At 52.5% G+C, this 15,826-nt stretch carries 17 protein-coding genes and 1 riboswitch; of the genes, 12 read left to right on the top strand and 5 right to left on the bottom strand.

What is annotated here, in order from left to right:
• Positions 1–48 precede the first annotated feature (48 nt).
• Positions 49–1,512, bottom strand: a complete 1,464-nt coding sequence (locus tag ACTHPM_RS24865) for an amino acid permease (protein WP_440397865.1) — start codon at positions 1,510–1,512, stop codon at positions 49–51.
• A gap of 133 nt (positions 1,513–1,645) precedes the next feature.
• A riboswitch (Lysine riboswitch) is annotated at positions 1,646–1,842 on the bottom strand.
• Positions 1,843–1,958: 116 nt separating this feature from the next.
• Positions 1,959–3,095 carry a virulence factor gene (locus ACTHPM_RS24860; protein ID WP_440397864.1) on the bottom strand — a complete coding sequence of 379 codons (1,137 nt, stop codon included), beginning with the start codon at positions 3,093–3,095 and terminating at the stop codon, positions 1,959–1,961.
• Positions 3,096–3,449: 354 nt separating this feature from the next.
• On the opposite strand from ACTHPM_RS24860, the gene ACTHPM_RS24855 reads away from it, so the two are divergent.
• The 5 genes from ACTHPM_RS24855 to ACTHPM_RS24835 all read left to right on the top strand — a co-directional run bounded on the left by ACTHPM_RS24855 (position 3,450) and on the right by ACTHPM_RS24835 (position 8,884).
• Positions 3,450–4,796 (top strand): cytochrome ubiquinol oxidase subunit I, encoded by a 1,347-nt coding sequence (locus ACTHPM_RS24855; protein ID WP_440397863.1) that lies wholly within the window; start codon positions 3,450–3,452, stop codon positions 4,794–4,796.
• Positions 4,793–5,824, top strand: a complete 1,032-nt coding sequence (locus ACTHPM_RS24850) for a cytochrome d ubiquinol oxidase subunit II (protein ID WP_440397862.1) — start codon at positions 4,793–4,795, stop codon at positions 5,822–5,824. Before ACTHPM_RS24855 ends, ACTHPM_RS24850 begins: the two co-directional genes overlap by 4 nt.
• Positions 5,825–5,830: 6 nt before the next feature.
• Positions 5,831–5,935, top strand: a complete 105-nt coding sequence (locus tag ACTHPM_RS24845) for a cytochrome bd oxidase small subunit CydS (RefSeq protein WP_411830538.1) — start codon at positions 5,831–5,833, stop codon at positions 5,933–5,935.
• A 109-nt stretch (positions 5,936–6,044) separates the two neighbouring features.
• Complete coding sequence (locus ACTHPM_RS24840) at positions 6,045–7,040, top strand: MBL fold metallo-hydrolase (RefSeq protein ID WP_440397861.1); 996 nt, start codon at positions 6,045–6,047, stop codon at positions 7,038–7,040.
• Between the two features lie 218 nt (positions 7,041–7,258).
• A complete protein-coding gene (locus tag ACTHPM_RS24835; RefSeq protein ID WP_440397860.1) occupies positions 7,259–8,884 on the top strand; it encodes an ABC-F family ATP-binding cassette domain-containing protein in 1,626 nt (541 codons plus the stop codon).
• A 68-nt stretch (positions 8,885–8,952) separates the two neighbouring features.
• Here the strand turns inward: ACTHPM_RS24835 and ACTHPM_RS24830 are convergent, their stop codons facing one another.
• Positions 8,953–9,138 (bottom strand): hypothetical protein, encoded by a 186-nt coding sequence (locus ACTHPM_RS24830; protein WP_440397859.1) that lies wholly within the window; start codon positions 9,136–9,138, stop codon positions 8,953–8,955.
• A 178-nt stretch (positions 9,139–9,316) separates the two neighbouring features.
• On the opposite strand from ACTHPM_RS24830, the gene ACTHPM_RS24825 reads away from it, so the two are divergent.
• Positions 9,317–10,231: a cation diffusion facilitator family transporter gene (locus ACTHPM_RS24825; protein ID WP_440397952.1), complete on the top strand. Its 915-nt coding sequence runs from the start codon at positions 9,317–9,319 to the stop codon at positions 10,229–10,231.
• 196 nt (positions 10,232–10,427) lie between these two features.
• Positions 10,428–11,333, top strand: a complete 906-nt coding sequence (locus tag ACTHPM_RS24820) for a C40 family peptidase (RefSeq protein WP_440397857.1) — start codon at positions 10,428–10,430, stop codon at positions 11,331–11,333.
• A gap of 165 nt (positions 11,334–11,498) precedes the next feature.
• On the opposite strand, the gene ACTHPM_RS24815 is transcribed toward ACTHPM_RS24820, so the two are convergent.
• Positions 11,499–11,882 (bottom strand): hypothetical protein, encoded by a 384-nt coding sequence (locus ACTHPM_RS24815; RefSeq protein WP_440397856.1) that lies wholly within the window; start codon positions 11,880–11,882, stop codon positions 11,499–11,501.
• A gap of 253 nt (positions 11,883–12,135) precedes the next feature.
• Between ACTHPM_RS24815 and ACTHPM_RS24810 the strand changes: the two genes are divergently transcribed.
• Both ACTHPM_RS24810 and ACTHPM_RS24805 read left to right on the top strand, forming a co-directional pair.
• Entirely contained in the window at positions 12,136–12,780 is a 645-nt protein-coding gene (locus ACTHPM_RS24810; RefSeq protein WP_440397855.1) for an SGNH/GDSL hydrolase family protein, read from the top strand.
• A gap of 199 nt (positions 12,781–12,979) precedes the next feature.
• Complete coding sequence (locus tag ACTHPM_RS24805; RefSeq protein ID WP_440397854.1) at positions 12,980–13,552, top strand: hypothetical protein; 573 nt, start codon at positions 12,980–12,982, stop codon at positions 13,550–13,552.
• Positions 13,553–13,670: 118 nt separating this feature from the next.
• Here the strand turns inward: ACTHPM_RS24805 and ACTHPM_RS24800 are convergent, their stop codons facing one another.
• Positions 13,671–13,835, bottom strand: a complete 165-nt coding sequence (locus ACTHPM_RS24800; RefSeq protein WP_440397853.1) for a DUF1328 domain-containing protein — start codon at positions 13,833–13,835, stop codon at positions 13,671–13,673.
• 300 nt (positions 13,836–14,135) lie between these two features.
• Here ACTHPM_RS24800 and ACTHPM_RS24795 point away from each other — a divergent pair, with 300 nt between their 5' ends.
• From ACTHPM_RS24795 to ACTHPM_RS24785, 3 genes are all read left to right on the top strand, one after another.
• Positions 14,136–14,645 carry a DUF948 domain-containing protein gene (locus tag ACTHPM_RS24795; protein ID WP_440397852.1) on the top strand — a complete coding sequence of 170 codons (510 nt, stop codon included), beginning with the start codon at positions 14,136–14,138 and terminating at the stop codon, positions 14,643–14,645.
• Positions 14,646–14,695: 50 nt separating this feature from the next.
• The gene (locus ACTHPM_RS24790; protein WP_440397851.1) at positions 14,696–15,229 is read left to right on the top strand and encodes a hypothetical protein; all 534 of its coding nucleotides are present in this window, start codon (positions 14,696–14,698) and stop codon (positions 15,227–15,229) included.
• Positions 15,230–15,320: 91 nt separating this feature from the next.
• Entirely contained in the window at positions 15,321–15,665 is a 345-nt protein-coding gene (locus ACTHPM_RS24785; protein ID WP_440397850.1) for a general stress protein, read from the top strand.
• Positions 15,666–15,826 lie beyond the last annotated feature (161 nt).

Here is a 15,826-nt window from a genome sequence, read left to right as displayed (position 1 = left end):
CTATCATGTACGGATTCAGCTGGATGCTAGCGAGTCCACTGCAAGTCATTAGCGGTTTTCTCGATCATGTGTTGCCAAATCGCACTTCTCCAGCGGAATCAGCTTGCTGCCTTTGATCCACTTGTAACCAAGCCAGATGATAATGAACAGCGGGACGCTGACATACGAGACCAGAATGCCGTACCAGTCGATGCTGGAGCCGGTGAAGGCCCCGGTGTTTTGTCCGGCAATGGCGATAATGCACAATATAAAAGCAAAGATCGGCCCGAACGGGAACCATTTGGCCCGGTACGGAAGCTCGTTCAGCGAGTGGCCCTGGGCGACAAAAGCGCGGCGGAATCGGTAATGGCACACCGCGATGCCCAGCCAGTTGATGAAGCCGCACATCCCTGAAGCGTTCAGCAGCCAATTGTATACGACTCCGTCCCCGAACAAGGAGGCCAGGAAAGCAAGCATGCCGACCAGCGTCGTGATGATCAAAGCGTTCACCGGAACGCCGCGGCTGTTCAGCTTGCCGAGTATTTTCGGAGCCAGTCCATCCTTGGCCATCGCATACAGCACGCGGGTAGAGGAATACATGCCGGAGTTGCCGGCCGAGAGTACCGAGCTCAGGATGACCGCATTCATAACGGAAGCGGCGAAGGCCAGGCCCGCTTTTTCGAAGACGAGCGTGAAGGGGCTGACGCCGATGTTGTTCAGATCGGTTTTGAGCAGATTCGGGTTGGTATACGGAATCAGGAACCCGATCACGACAATCGCCAGTATATAAAAGATCAGAATCCGCCAGAAAACCTGGCGAATGGCACGCGGCACGTTTTTCCGCGGATTCTCGCTTTCGCCGGCGGCAACGCCGATCAGCTCGGTTCCTTGGAAAGAGAAGCCGGCTGCCATAAAGACGCCGATAAAGGCGAAGAAGCCGCCGTGGAAGGAACTGCCGCCAAGATTGAAATTGCTGAATCCGACGGGCTTGCCACCCAAAATCCCGAAAATCATCATGACGCCAAGGACCAGAAAGACGATGACCGTGACGATTTTGATGATGGCGAACCAGTACTCCGATTCCCCGTACCCTTTGGCGGAAAGAACGTTCAGCGCAAACATCAGCGCAAGGAACAAAAAGCTCCACAAGAGAGAAGGAGAATCAGGCAGCCAATATTTAATGATGACGGTCGCGGCCGAAAGCTCAGCCGCGATCGTCACCGCCCAGTTGTACCAGAAGTTCCAGCCGACCGCAAAGCCGAAGGCCGGGCTTACAAACCGGCTGCCGTAGGTACTGAAGGAGCCGGAATCCGGCATGTAGGTCGCCATTTCCCCGAGGCTTGTCATCAAGAAATATACCATCAGCCCGATGGCGGCATAAGCCAGTATGGCTCCGCCCGGACCCGATGAGGATATCGCGCTCCCGCTGGCAAGGAAAAGCCCGGTTCCGATGGAGCCCCCAAGGGCGATCATCGTCATATGACGGGCTTTCAAGCTCTGCCGCAGCGAGGTTGCAGGTGCTTTGCTGCTCATAAACATAAACTTCCCTTCTGAATGATTTCAAATGATTTCATATCATGGAAGGGGATTACCAGCATAAAGGCCCGCAGGTATGGAGTACCTGCGGGCCTTATATTTATCCTCTGGCTTCCGCATCCGTGCATCCATGAAAGATAGCTCAACACGGCACTCAGGCATGAAGCCTGAGGCCGCGACAGTTCTGTCCCTTTCGGGTACAGCCCCAGCAGGCGGATCTTATGGGCCGATCCGTCCGCTTCGGCGAAAGCGCCCTTCGCTGCAAGTCACAGGCGGCCATACGCCTCCTTGCAGCTACTCATCGCTTTCGCAACCTCTACCTCACCTTTGCAGGATGAGGTTATCTTCGGTATTAAATTCGTTCCTATATCGTAAAGCAATGCCGCTCGTCTGACAATAGATAAATTTGGAAGGGGATTTCTAGAAATGGAAGGCGCGAGAGATCAGGAACGCTCGCGCTTGGCCATCTGCTGCCACACCGTTCCGGCAGCCTGCTCGCCCGATTCGATCCGTTCGAGAGCCATTCTTGCCTGAAGGCTCACCTCGAACTCCGGATCGTTGACCGCTGCCTCCAGAGCGTCCCTTGCTTCCTCGGTTCCGACCTCATAGAGGAACCGGGCCGCGCGCCAGCGGACGATTTTGCTGCTGTCCTGAAGCAGGGCCTGCATGGCCGGCGTGGCGGCAGGGTCCCCGATATCGGACAGCGTATCACCGGCCGTCCGCCGAACAGTAGGGGAGCTGTCCTTCAGCGCCTCGTACAGCAGCTCCATCGCTTCCGGTGTACGCAGGTCGCCGAGATAAACCACGGCGAGGCGGCGGGTCTGCATTTTCTCGTCATGCAGCGCCTTGCTGATCACGGGCAGATGCTCTTCGGCCGGGGTCATGTTGTCCATCGCGGCATAACGAACGCGCCAGTCCGTGCTGTTCATTGCCTCCTGCATTTCCTCGAGGCTCAGTTCGCGGCGTTCCTCCTCGAATTCCTCGCTGCTGGCTCCATGGGCAATCGCCTGGGCGATCACCTGCTTCAGGCGTTCTTCGGGAAAAGCCGCCTCCAGTTCCTGCTCCACTTCCTTGGCAATGTCCGGCAGCTCGCCATAGCGGACGCCATAATCCTTGAGCTTGCGCTCCTTGATCATGGTTGCAGCGGCAACCTCCATGACGGCTTTCGTGAAGCGCTCGGACAGCGCCAACCGCTCCTCCTGCGCGCCGGATTTCACGCGAATCTGCATCGGGATGCCCCGGAAGAACTGAACCAGCACCTCCGCCTCACCGAAGTGCTCGGCAGTGCCGGCTTCATCCTTAAGCATGGCATTTTGCATGCCTTCCTGGCCGAACCGATCCTGCACTTCGCCCAGGATGACGGACCAGTCCGCATTGCCTTTGCGTTCCAAGGCGACGAAATCGAGCGTGTGGAACACGCTTTTGACGCCATCGATATGGAGCATTTCCCGAATCCAGGATGGGGCGGAACGCTCGTTATCGAGGGTATATGTTCTCCGGATTCCCGGCTCCAGGCTTTCATCGAGATGAAGCTTCATGGAATTGGGACTCGGCGTTGGTTCAATGAATTTGATTTTCATGAAAAAACCTCCTTATCAATACGTCCGGCGGACTGCCCTCACTTGGATAGCGCACCGAATATCTCACTTCATTATAGTGTACCTTACTTTTGCATCCAAACAAAAAAACGATTTGGATATGAAAGGGTCTTTTGAGACAAACTGTGTGTGAGTGAGGCGAAAGGTGAAGCGAAACAGCAGAGAAGGCGAGAGGAGCGCAGGATGTTCAAGAAGCAGGAAAGGGTATTGATTGTCATTTGTGTCATCGTAGCCGCGATATGCCTTTACGGCGCCGTCAAAGGCTTTATGCGATATATGGACTACTTTGGATAGAGTTGCAGCGTATATAAAAGCAAAAGGAGCTGATCGAAACGCATGTCATCCCTTGATCCCGTGCTGCTGAGCCGGATTTTGACAGGCCTTACACTGTTCGTACATATTATTTTTGCGTCGCTCGGCGTCGGCATTCCGGTCATGATCGCCCTGGCGGAGTGGAGGGGCATCCGCACGCAGGATCCGCATTATACGCTGCTTGCCCGGCGCTGGGCACGGGGATTCGTCATTACGGTTGCGGTCGGCGTCGTGACAGGCACCTCGATCGGTCTTCAGCTCAGCCTACTGTGGCCGACCTTCATGCGGGTGGCCGGGCAGGCGATTGCACTGCCGCTGTTTATGGAGACCTTCGCCTTTTTTGTCGAGGCGATTTTCCTTGGCATTTATTTATATACATGGGACCGGTTCAGAAGCAAGATGACGCACCTGCTGCTGCTCATCCCGGTGGCGCTCGGCTCATCCGCTTCGGCCGTGTTCATTACGACGGTCAATTCCTTCATGAACGCGCCGCAGGGCTTTACGCTTGTAGATGGCGTATTGACAGATATCAATCCGATTGCCGCGATGCTGAATACGGCTGCCCCGACCAAGGTGTCGCATGTGCTCGTATCGTCCTATACGCTGTGTGCAGGTGTTCTGGGAGGCATAGCCGCCTTCAGCATCCTGCGGGGGAGAAAGCATATCTACTTCAAGAAAGCGCTGAAGCTGACCGTCGTCTCCACGTTCGTGTTTGCCGTGGCTACGGCCATTATCGGTGACTTTTCGGGGAAATACCTTGCCAAATACCAACCGGAGAAGCTCGCCGCGGGTGAATGGCATTTTGAAACCCAGGCCTATGCAACGCTGGTGTACGGAGGCGTGCTTGATGCGAACAACGAAGTGCGCTACGGCCTCAAAATTCCTTATGCACTAAGCATCCTCGCCGGCAACGCTCCAAATACGGAGGTCATCGGCCTAAACGAGTTTCCGGAAGATGAGCGCCCGCCGCTGTCCATCCATTATTATTTCGACACGATGGTGACGCTGGGCGGCTTGCTCGTCGTGATTCCGCTGCTGTATATGCTCCGCAAACGGCTGCCCGGCCACAAGCCATATCCGAAATGGTTGCTGATCGGCATCATGGCGCTTGGGCCGCTTTCTTTTACGGCGATTGAGGTCGGCTGGATGTATGCGGAGATCGGGCGGCAGCCGTGGATCATGCGCGGGTACATGAAGGTGGCGGAAGCGGCGACGACGGCGAATTACGTGGGCTGGATGCTGGTGCTGTTTATTCTGCTGTATTTCGTCCTATGCTTTTCCTGCGTGAAGGTACTGAGCAAGCTATTCCGCAACAAGGATGCGATAGAAGAAATGAGAGCGCTCGGAATCGAAGGAGGAAGCCGCAAGTGAGCTATGAGATTGTCGGTATTACCGTGCTGTGGATCTTTTTGTTCGGCTACATGATCGTGGCGTCCATCGATTTCGGCGCCGGGTTCTTCAGCTTTTACAGCGTGGTCCTCGGGCATGAGAACAAGGTGCACAATATCATTCAGCGCTACCTTTCTCCGGTCTGGGAGGTCACGAACGTTTTTCTGGTTTTCTTTTACGTCGGTTTGATCGGATTTTTTCCGGATGCGGCCTTTTATTACGGTACGGCGCTGCTGGTTCCAGGCAGTCTGGTCATCGTTCTGCTGGCTGTGCGCGGCGTCTATTATGCTTTTAACACCTATGGCAGCAGCAAGGAGAACAACAAGGTCTACATGGCTCTGTATGGTGCGACAGGCATCCTGATTCCGGCTGCGCTGTCGACGATTCTGGCGATCTCGGAAGGGGGCATCATCTCGGTACAGGGAGGAAAGGTCGTGATCGGCTGGGTGGATTTCTTCACGAATCCATATACCTGGTCCGTCGTTCTGCTGGCGCTCGTCAGCGTATTGTACATATCCGCGATGTTCCTCAGCTTTTATGCCAAAAAGAGCAGGGACGAAGGCGCGTTCGAGATTTTGCGCAGATATGCCCTGGCCTGGAGCGGACCGACGATCGCGGCTTCGCTGCTGGCTTTCGCCCAGATCGACCGCCAGAACCCGGAGCACTTTCAGCACATGCTGAATCATGCATGGATGTTCGTGACTTCGTTCGTCTGCTTTCTGCTTGCCGTGTATTTCGTTTGGAGCAGGAAGCATCTGGGCTGGTCCTTTATCCTCGTCATGCTGCAGTTTGCCTTTGCCTGGTTCGGATACGGCCGTTCCCACCTGCCTTACGTGCTGTATAAACAGATCAACATCTATGAAAACTTCACGAACGATACGATGGCGATCGCGCTCATTGCAGCTTTTGTCCTCGGGCTGATCGTCCTGGTCCCGTCGCTGATTCTGATCATGCGTCTGTTCCTGTTCGATGCCAAATACATTCGAGGCAGCTCTGCCAAGAAAGGATGAGAATGCGTGGAGGATTTCTCCATATTCGTTGCGCCTATGGGCATTGTCGTGGTATCTATTCTGTTTCTTGCTGTTTATATCGTCAAATATAAAGATCCGAAAGATGAGTGAATTCCTCTTGGCGAAGAGGCATGTGCGAGGATTGTTCTCCTGCTGGTACACCCGGTTTCATTCAGGGTAAAATGGAACTAACGGCTTGTATGAGAAGGAGGGGGAGACGGTGCCCAAAATTCGCTACGACAATATGGATAACGTCAGTACGGACCATACCCTGAAGCAGTTCAAGCAATGGCGCCAAGAGCGCAAGCAGAAGAAAAAGGACTATTCCTTCCAGGTGCCGAACGTGCCCCCGGAGCTTGATTATTTGCATGCGAACCGGCTGGATACGTCGATTACATGGATTGGACATTCAACGTTTTTTATACAGTATGAAGGTTTAAACATGCTGACGGACCCGGTCTGGGCGAAACGGATGGGGTTCGAGCGCAGGCTCGGCGAGCCGGGAATCGAGATTGCGGAGGTGCCCCCTGTCGACGTTATTCTGATCTCGCATTCCCATTACGATCATATGCACATGGCTTCGATCCGCAGGCTGTACGGCGCGGGAACGACGCTCATCGTGCCGGTCGGTCTTCGCAAAAAGATGATCCGCAAAGGCTTCCACAACTGCCTGGAGCTGAAGTGGTGGGAACATACGGTGATCCGGAACGTGAAAATATCTTTTGTGCCAACGCAGCATTGGACGCGGAGGACGCCGTTCGACACGAATACCTCGCACTGGGGCGGGTATATTCTGGAACCGGCGAATACCGATAAGCCTGCGGGAGGCGAGGGTGTGGAAGAGGCGCAGCTGCTTCCACCGAACCTCTATTTTGCAGGGGACAGCGGTTATTTTCCAGGCTTCAAGGACATTGGCAAACGGTACCGCATTCATGTTGCGATGATGCCGATCGGAGCTTATGAGCCGGAATGGTTCATGACCTCGCAGCATGTCAATCCGGAGGAGGCGCTGCAGGCTTTTCTGGACGTGAAGGCCGACACGATGATTCCGATGCATTACGGCACGTTCCGCCTGGCCGACGACACGGCGCGGGAGGCGCTGGACCGGATGGAAGCCGAGCGCATACGGCTCGGTATCGAGGAAGAACGTATGAAAGTGCTGAGGTACGGAGAGACGCTGCGAATTCATCCCGAGCGCCGCAGAGCCGGCCAATAGCAACCGTAAATGACACTGGATGGAAGCCTTGGCGGTGTGCCAGCGGCGTCCTATCCGGTGTTTTTGACGTGCACGGGACGGTGAAGTCATCGCGGACCTGCGGATCGCAACAATAACAACTTGTGAATGCGCTCTGTCTTCTTAGAGATACGTCGATAGAACGTTTTTTTTGTGCTATAATGTGCTGAAGCCTATTGTGAAAGGGATGGTAATGCTTAATGATCAGTACAAGCGGCGTGACGCTCCGTTACGGAAAGCGCGCACTTTTTGAAGATGTTAATATAAAGTTTACACCGGGCAACTGCTACGGTCTGATCGGTGCCAACGGCGCCGGTAAATCGACCTTCCTCAAAATTCTCTCCGGTGAAATCGAAGCCAACATGGGCGAAGTTCATATGACACCGGGCGAACGGATGGCCGTCCTGAAGCAGAACCATTTTGAATATGACGAATATCCGGTTCTCGAAACCGTTATTATGGGACACAGCCGTCTGTATGACATCATGAAAGAGAAGGATGCCCTCTATGCGAAATCCGATTTCTCCGAAGAAGACGGACTTCGCGCAGGCGAGCTGGAAGGCGAATTTGCCGAACTGAACGGATGGGATGCGGAGCCGGATGCGGCTGCACTCCTGATCGGTCTGGGGATTCCGCGCGAGCTGCACGACAAGAAAATGGTAGAGCTGAGCGGCAACGAGAAGGTCCGCGTACTCCTGGCGCAGGCCCTGTTCGGACGCCCGAACAACCTGCTGCTTGACGAACCTACCAACCACTTGGACCTCGAATCGATTCAGTGGCTTGAAAACTTCTTGATGGATTATGAAGGCACTGTTATCGTCGTATCCCATGACCGTCACTTCCTGAACAAGGTATGTACGCACATCGCGGATATCGATTTTGGCAAAATTCAAATGTACGTCGGCAACTACGATTTCTGGTACGAATCCAGTAAACTGGCTCTTGAGCTTCAGCGCGATGCCAACAAGAAGAAGGAAGAGAAGATCAAGGAGCTGCAGGCATTCATCCAGCGCTTCTCGGCGAACGCTTCCAAATCGAAGCAGGCGACTTCCCGTAAAAAGCAGCTCGATAAAATTACGCTGGACGATCTTCGCCCTTCGAACCGGAAATACCCGTTCCTACACTTCAAACCTGAGCGCGAAGCGGGTAAGCAGCTGCTGACCGTTGACCGCCTTACCAAGTCGCTTGAAGGCGAGAAGGTTCTGGATGAACTGAGCTTCATCGTCAACAAGGGCGATAAGATTGCTCTGGTTGGTCCTAACGGCCTGCCGAAATCGACCCTGTTTGAAGTATTGATGGGACGCACGGAGGCTGACGCCGGCGAATATGCTTGGGGCGTTACCACCTCTCAGGCTTATTTCCCGAAAGACAACTCCGAGTATTTCGACGGGGTTGATCTGAACCTGGTCGAGTGGCTGCGCCAGTACTCCAAGGATCAGGATGAAACCTTCCTGCGCGGATTCCTGGGCCGGATGCTCTTCTCCGGGGAAGAAGCCCTGAAGAAAGCGAGCGTCCTCTCCGGGGGAGAGAAAGTGCGCTGCATGCTTGCGAAGATGATGCTGAACGGGGCGAACGTGCTGCTGCTCGACGAGCCGACGAACCACCTCGACCTCGAATCGATTACGGCGCTGAACAATGGACTCATCGATTTCGACGGAACCATTCTGTTCACATCGCATGACCATCAGTTCATCCAGACGATCGCGAACCGCATTATCGAGATTACGCCAACAGGCATCATCGATAAGTCGATGACTTATGACGAGTATCTTGAGAGCGATGAAGTGAAGGGTCTGCGCGAGAAAATGTATCCAAACGGCCTGTAAATGTATTGAAAAAAGCTGCATTCCCGTAAAAGGGAAGCAGCTTTTTTGTGCCCTGCACGGCTGGCGGATTAGGATCCTCCGGTGCGGCGGCGCTGATTGTTGGGCTTTTTATTGTTTTGGCTTTTCATCGCATGCGGGGCATTCCCCTGAAATCCGCCGGGCTTGAACGCATTGTTCTGCTGCTTCTTTTGTTCGAGCTTTGCCTTGATGGCATCGGCGAGGTTGACCTTTTTTGATTCATTATTTTCGGACATGGGCGGCCCTCCCTTAAGGTTGTGTCCTTATTTTATCCGTTTTTGCGGATCCCCACAAGAGATGTGGGGGACAAAACCTCTTTGCCTGCGGCAACTATGTTTCTCTAGACCCACATGGTCTGCATTTGCTAGGATAGGAAAGTGCTTTTAGGAACCCTGCGGAAAAGGTGGCTTCAGGATCGTGGATATTTATGATGATATAAGAAGAGGCGAGCGTGGAGCCTGGGTCAGCATTTCAGCTTACCTGATTCTCTCTGCCTTTAAGCTGGTCAGCGGCTATGTGTTTGCATCCAGCGCGCTGCTGGCCGACGGCTTTAATAACGTGACGGATATCGTGGCGTCGGTCGCCGTTCTGATCGGGCTTCGGATTTCCCAAAAGCCTCCGGATTCCGATCATGCTTACGGGCATTTCCGGGCGGAGACGGTGGCGGCGCTCATCGCATCCTTCATTATGGCGATGGTCGGCATTCAGGTATTGGTCGAAGCGGTACGCTCTCTATTTGCCGGTCGCGAGGTACAGCCTAATCTATGGGCTGCCGGGGTAGCGGTCGTGTGCTCCGTCAGCATGTTCGCGGTGTATCAATACAACAAAAGGCTGGCGAAGCAAATCAACAACCAGGCGCTTATGGCGGCGGCCAAAGATAATCTCTCCGATGCCCTGGTCAGCATCGGGGCAGCGGTAGGCATTGCCGGAGCGCAGTTCGGCCTGCCATGGCTTGACGTGGTCGCGGCTTTTGCTGTCGGAGTGCTGATCTGCAAGACGGCATGGGACATTTTCCGGGACTGCACCTACCGCCTGACGGACGGATTCGACCAGGCTGAACTGAAGGATTTGCGCAGTGCGATCGGAGGTACGCCTGGCGTGGAAGGCATCAAAGACGTTAAAGCCAGGGTTCATGGAAACCACGTCCTGGTGGACGTCGTCATCGAAGTCGATCCGCATTTAAGCATTATCGAAGGCCATCAGATCAGCGATGAAATCGAGGATCGCCTCACGGATATGCATAATATCATGAACGTCCATGTTCATGTGGAGCCAAAGGATCTCGAGCTCTTGGAGCCGGGAAGGCATCGAAATGCTTTGAAGAAATAAGGGGTGTCCTCAGGGACGCCTCTTTTTTCTTTTCATACTTAATCAAGCTTGATGTTATTACTAGGACTTTAGAACCTCTTATTTCTGGATTTAGACAATCTTTTTGTGAGGAAAGGAGCATGTGGCATATCCTGCCTTTTGACTATAATGGGGACAGAAGCATTCACAGCCAGTCATCACAGGGAGGAATTACATGATGAACATCCGGAAAAGCCTGCTCTTATGCCTTCTCCTTTCCGCTACGGTATCGACTGCAGCCATAATGCCGGCAGGCTCCAAGACCGAGGCGGCAGCAGCCCCCAAGATTACGGTATCGCAAACCGGCATCATCCAGGCCAGCGTCAAATTAAGGGACAAGCCGTCCATGTCAAGCCAGGTTGTGGCCTACCTGCAGAACGGTGAGCAAGTCTCTATTCTGGAAAAGAGTTCGGCCTATTTTTATAAAGTCAAAACGTCGTCCGGCAAAGTGGGTTACACCAGTACTTCCGCGCAATACATCGTGGTCAAAGCCGGGAACGGAGCAAAACCGGCAGCCAAGCCGGCGAATGAAGCCGCCGCCTCTCATTCGAATACCAGCTCGAATGCCCAATCGAATACCGCATCCCGTTCAGATAGCAATGCCGGTTCAACGGCACCCGTCTTGCCTTCCTCAAGCAGCCCGGGCAATGGAATTGAACAGGTGATCCAAACCGGGATGAAGTATTTGGGCACGCCTTATGAGTACGGATCGAACCGGAACCAGACGAAAACGTTCGACTGTTCGGCGTTCACCCGCCAAATATTTAAAGAAGCGGCCGGTGTATCCCTGCCGATGGATTCCCGCCAGCAGGGAACGTGGGTGAAGGACAACAGCGAGACAGTGTATGAAATCGATCAACTGAAGCGCGGGGATCTGGTGTTTTTTATGGATTATCAGGGTACCGGCGCCGCTTCTTATACGGGCATAAATCCGGATCAGGAGCGCATTACGCATGTGGCTTTATATTTGGGAGACGGAAAATTGCTGCATACCTACTCGGTGAAAGCGGGCGGGGTTGTGGTCACGGATTTCAGCAGCTTCTGGAAGCTTCGCTTCTTGTATGGAGGCAGCGTGATTCAATAGCATGAGAAAAGGGACCGGAAGCCGAAGCTCCGATCCCTTTTTTATGATGCCAGACACTGTCATAACCTGGCATTTATTTATGTATAGAAGGAACTAAAGTCATCAGCTTCAGGACCGCGGGCTTTAGTCCGTTCTATTTCTCTTTCCCAAGCTAATCATTCTTGCTTACATGGCTGGTGTTACATGCACCCACGCTTTGCCGAGCCAAGTGTAAATTTCGATCCATTCCCCGGTGCCGATGATGTCCGATACGCGGTTGCCTGTGCCGAAGACGGTCTGAGGCGCCAGCATGCTGGCAATTTTACCGCCAGGCTCGAAATAGAAAGGTGTATCCTCGGTGAGAACCAGCGGCATGTTTTCCAGTCTATTCAGGTCGGACGGCTTAATGATCGGCTCATCCACGAGTTTGACGGGTTCTGCTACGGTTGTGGAAGATCCGGATACCGGAGTGACGGTCGTACCTGTCGTCGTTGTATCGTCGGCAAAAACTGCGGTTCCCATGGAAGCCATAATTCCGAAAGCTGCTGCAAAAGTAATGATTTTTTTCATTCGCGTGTTCCTCCTTGGTATAATGTGGTGTTGTTTCTACACTACAAATAACCCCCGCGTGGTAAATTGAACCAATTGAGTAAGCAAAAATTAGGAGGATGCTCCTAGATGCCTTCCGGATGCGATACCAAACCTCGGCGGAAAAGTTTTCGCGGCAGTCTCAAAACAATGGGAATATCAGGTATAATGATAGTAAATTTCTTCATAATCCAAGCCTGAAAGTCGAGTGATGCAGATGCTGGCAAAAGAAAACATGGTTATTTTGTTCCAGGGGGATTCGATCACGGATGCGAACCGGGACAGGGGGGCAAATCAGAAACATTTTATCGGCCAAAGCTATGTCTATCTGATCTCCTCCCGGCTCGCGAACGAAAACGCGGAGAAGAATCCGACGTTCATTAACCGCGGGATCAGCGGAAACCGGGTTTCCGATCTTTACGCACGCTGGAATGAGGATGCATTCAGCTTACAGCCGGATGTAATCAGTATTCTGATCGGTGTCAATGATGCATGGCGCACGATGTCCGGCGAGCCCAGCGGCGTGACGGACCGTTTTGAAAGAGCTTACAGACATCTGTTGGAAGAGACGAGAGAGGTCCTTCCGGATGCGCGTCTGATTCTGTGCGAGCCTTTTGTACTGAAAGGATCCGCCACCGAAGAGAAATGGGACGGCTGGCAGGCGCGGGTGGGAGTCTATCAAGGAATCGTCCGCCAGCTGGCGGAGGAGTTTCACACGATTTTCGTCCCGCTGCAGGATGCTTTTGACGAGGCGGCAACAAGAGCCGAGCCTGCTTATTGGCTGCATGACGGTGTACATCCGACGGGGGCAGGCCATGACGTGATTGCCAAGCGCTGGCTTGAAGTCGTCTCACAGCAGGGTCTTAACGATATAAAATGAACTAAAGCTTTTATCTAGAGGTGTTTTGCAAGAAGAGGCAGCCCGGGTCAGACGACTTTACGGGGTTGCCTTTTTTTGCGGAAATTTTAAGAAACTAAAACTTTGCGTTCAAGCCGAAATTCGTTATTCGCTGCCGTTTTCAGTATAATAGAGAGATGATGGGGTGAGAGAGTTCACCCAAAGAAAGAGGAGGCGGAATATGAAAATACTGCTTCGGATCGTCATCACACTGCTGGTGCTCATCGTCATCGGATGCGGATTGATCATCTGGTATATTTCGCCGGATCAGAAGCTGGACCTGAGCTATCAAAGCATTGACGTCAAGGCCAAGGCCGTGCAGATGCTCAAAACACGAAAGCCCGAAATCACACTGAACGGAAACGAACTGAACGAGCTGGCGAAGAAAGAGCTGGTCAAGCATATGGGGGAGCTTCCGCAGCAGGTAACCGTCACCGGAGCGCAGTTCCATTTTAACGGGCAAGAGGTAACGGCCGATATCAACGGCAAATGGGGCGGGCTGATTCCCTTTGGAGCGGAGCTGAAATTCTATATGGAAGCCAGCGGCAGCATTCTGGAGCTGCAACATGAATCCACGAGCATTAAATCCGTTCGTATTCCGGCAGAGAAGCTGGGCCTTGGCACCATTTCCGTCCCGCTTAAAGACCATTTGCCGGAAATGCTGACGGTGGATCATATCGAATTCCTGCAAGACGGGGTGAAGCTGGCCTTTAAGCTCGACTGGCTTTCCCTGCCTTCCATCTTGATGAAATAACGATGGGATCAAGCAGACACTAAAAAGCCAAGCGCGATGTTTCGCGCTTGGTTTTTTTGGAATTCTAACCTTTTTGGATATCTCTTTTTATAAAATGCCTGCGTTCATGTCCGCCTCGTTAAAGCGTTCGGCTGCGGCCGGTAAAGAGAGAAATAATAAAGAGCACCAGGAAGATAAAGAACAGCACTTTAGCGATGGTTGCTGCCGCTGCCACGATATTAAAGAAGCCGAAGATGCCAGCGACAATCGCAATGACTAAAAAGATAATGGACCATTTTAACATCAGAATCACCTTGCTTTCTTATGATTTGGATGTGTTGAGGTATGTTTATGAACCTGTCGGATCATGCAATCATATACCCGGCGGCAACTTGTCCGCCCCATCCTGTATGTTTCTTTAACCTTGCGAAAATGAAATGAAACAAGTCATGCAATCGGTAAATTCAGGCTTGTTTCGGGCATTCTTGGAGAGGGTAACTATGGCATATCAGGACATAAAATGAGACATATGGACTGGAACGGACCCGTTTCGCAAGGCGTAGGAAACAGCCGTTTCAATCTATATAGAAAGAGAGGTTTTGCAATGCTCGTAGGAATTAGTGTTGCCATCATTGCTGTTGCTTTTGCCGTATTGGTCGTTTATTTGATCAAAACCCTTCTGGCTGCAAAAGATTCTCTGGAGAAAACGACCCAGACGCTTCAAGAGGTTCAGCAGACCATTGACGAGCTCGGATATGAGGTCAAGCAAATCGTTAGACATGCCAGCGATATTACCGTGGACGTCCAGCACAAGATGAAACAAATCGATCCGGTGATGAGCTCGGTTAAAAATCTGGGCGAGGTGCTCAGCGAAGTCACGCTTGCGGCCAAGCAGGCGTCGACGACCATGATTCAGAAATTCAAGCAGACAAGTCCGAGTCCGAGAGGGAATGCGAACCAGCAGGCTGCCCTGCCATCCGCATCCACGGCGGAAGAGCGTACGTTCCAGTCATACGCCTCTACATACGGAGGCACAGGCAAAGCGAAATCCGGCTCCAACTGGATGAAATACGTGGATATTGCCGCTACCGTCTGGCACAAAGTCCGCCATTAATCTGAGCAGGTAATCAGGCTGATTGAAAGACTGAGAAAGGGTGAGAAAATATGTTGAAAATTGTCGCTATACTGTTAGGTGTGCTTTCTCCCTTGTCCCCCATGTCCGTCGTTCAGCCTGAATCTGCCCAGCTCCATGTCGCGGAGCCTGCGGTTCAGCAGGCGGTCGTCCGCACCGAGAGCGCTCCATTGCCTAAGGCGGTGTTGAACCGATTTGATACGATGAACGGCATTTCCCTGAATGACACGAAGAAAGACGTGCTCGCCAAAAAGGGAAAGCCTCTTAAGGTCACGGAGGATCGCTTGACGGGCTGTAATGAGTATCATTATAAAGATGCCGTTATTGGTGTATGCGAAGGTATCGTGGATTACGTTCATATCGCCGCGGTTTCCGGGAAAATGCAGGTTAACGGGGCCTGGATACCACTGAAGCAGACGGAGCTCGAGCGTATGCTCGGCAAGCCTCAGTTTGTTGCAGAGGACGGAAAGGTCTTTATCAGAGGTTATCATGCCATTAAGGTATATACCCATCCGAATACTGGAGCACTGGTAGCTGTGGATTTCTTTAACAGCACCACGGAATGAATTGGAAGTTCATGGTACCGCGTTTCAGTGCCAGCTTCCTAGGTTAAAAGTACATGAGCGAGATTACAAATAGATGAGGAGAGTGAGAAGCATGAATTCATCAACCAATGCAAAATCTTATGCGAAAGTCGTGGAGAACGGAGTTCAGGCCGTCGAGGAAGTGAACCAGCTCCGCAGCAACGGATATGTTTATGAGGATATATTCGTTCTGGCCCACGACGGAGACCGTTCAGAACGGATCGCCGAAACGGCTAATGCAGATCAGATTGGCATGAAGGAAGAAGGCATGTTTGATGCTCTTGCTAATTTGTTCCGTTCACGAGGCGACGAGCTTCGCGCCAAAATAACTTCCCTGGGCTTTACGGAAGCGGAAGCCCAGTTTTATGAGAAAGAGCTTGACCTTGGCAAAGTGCTTGTCATCGCGAAAAAAGCATAGAATTCCGCTGCCAATAACAGTTGGATAGGATGCAAAAATATAGATAAGGAATGGGACCCGTATGTCCCATTCCTTATCTATGTTTTTGGAACAGGTGGGTTTTACTGCCCTTCATTCCAACTACTAATTGGAGTTTGAGGCTGAAAAATCTATAGTATATG

Origin of the sequence: Paenibacillus sp. SAFN-054, from assembly GCF_051966755.1 — a bacterium.
Classification (GTDB): domain Bacteria; phylum Bacillota; class Bacilli; order Paenibacillales; family Paenibacillaceae; genus Paenibacillus_AQ.
This window is presented reverse-complemented; position numbering and strand designations above follow the sequence as displayed.

Excerpts from the sequence above, each read along its gene's own strand:
- ACTHPM_RS24830 (WP_440397859.1), bottom strand. The coding sequence starts at position 9,138 with ATGTCCGAAAATAATGAATCAAAAAAGGTCAACCTCGCCGATGCCATC.
- ACTHPM_RS24805 (WP_440397854.1), top strand. The coding sequence starts at position 12,980 with ATGAAAATACTGCTTCGGATCGTCATCACACTGCTGGTGCTCATCGTC.
- ACTHPM_RS24855 (WP_440397863.1), top strand. The coding sequence starts at position 3,450 with ATGTCATCCCTTGATCCCGTGCTGCTGAGCCGGATTTTGACAGGCCTT.
- ACTHPM_RS24865 (WP_440397865.1), bottom strand. The coding sequence starts at position 1,512 with ATGAGCAGCAAAGCACCTGCAACCTCGCTGCGGCAGAGCTTGAAAGCC.
- ACTHPM_RS24790 (WP_440397851.1), top strand. The coding sequence starts at position 14,696 with ATGTTGAAAATTGTCGCTATACTGTTAGGTGTGCTTTCTCCCTTGTCC.
- ACTHPM_RS24785 (WP_440397850.1), top strand. The coding sequence starts at position 15,321 with ATGAATTCATCAACCAATGCAAAATCTTATGCGAAAGTCGTGGAGAAC.
- ACTHPM_RS24835 (WP_440397860.1), top strand. The coding sequence starts at position 7,259 with ATGATCAGTACAAGCGGCGTGACGCTCCGTTACGGAAAGCGCGCACTT.
- ACTHPM_RS24815 (WP_440397856.1), bottom strand. The coding sequence starts at position 11,882 with ATGAAAAAAATCATTACTTTTGCAGCAGCTTTCGGAATTATGGCTTCC.
- ACTHPM_RS24820 (WP_440397857.1), top strand. The coding sequence starts at position 10,428 with ATGAACATCCGGAAAAGCCTGCTCTTATGCCTTCTCCTTTCCGCTACG.
- ACTHPM_RS24860 (WP_440397864.1), bottom strand. The coding sequence starts at position 3,095 with ATGAAAATCAAATTCATTGAACCAACGCCGAGTCCCAATTCCATGAAG.
- ACTHPM_RS24795 (WP_440397852.1), top strand. The coding sequence starts at position 14,136 with ATGCTCGTAGGAATTAGTGTTGCCATCATTGCTGTTGCTTTTGCCGTA.
- ACTHPM_RS24810 (WP_440397855.1), top strand. The coding sequence starts at position 12,136 with ATGGTTATTTTGTTCCAGGGGGATTCGATCACGGATGCGAACCGGGAC.
- ACTHPM_RS24800 (WP_440397853.1), bottom strand. The coding sequence starts at position 13,835 with ATGTTAAAATGGTCCATTATCTTTTTAGTCATTGCGATTGTCGCTGGC.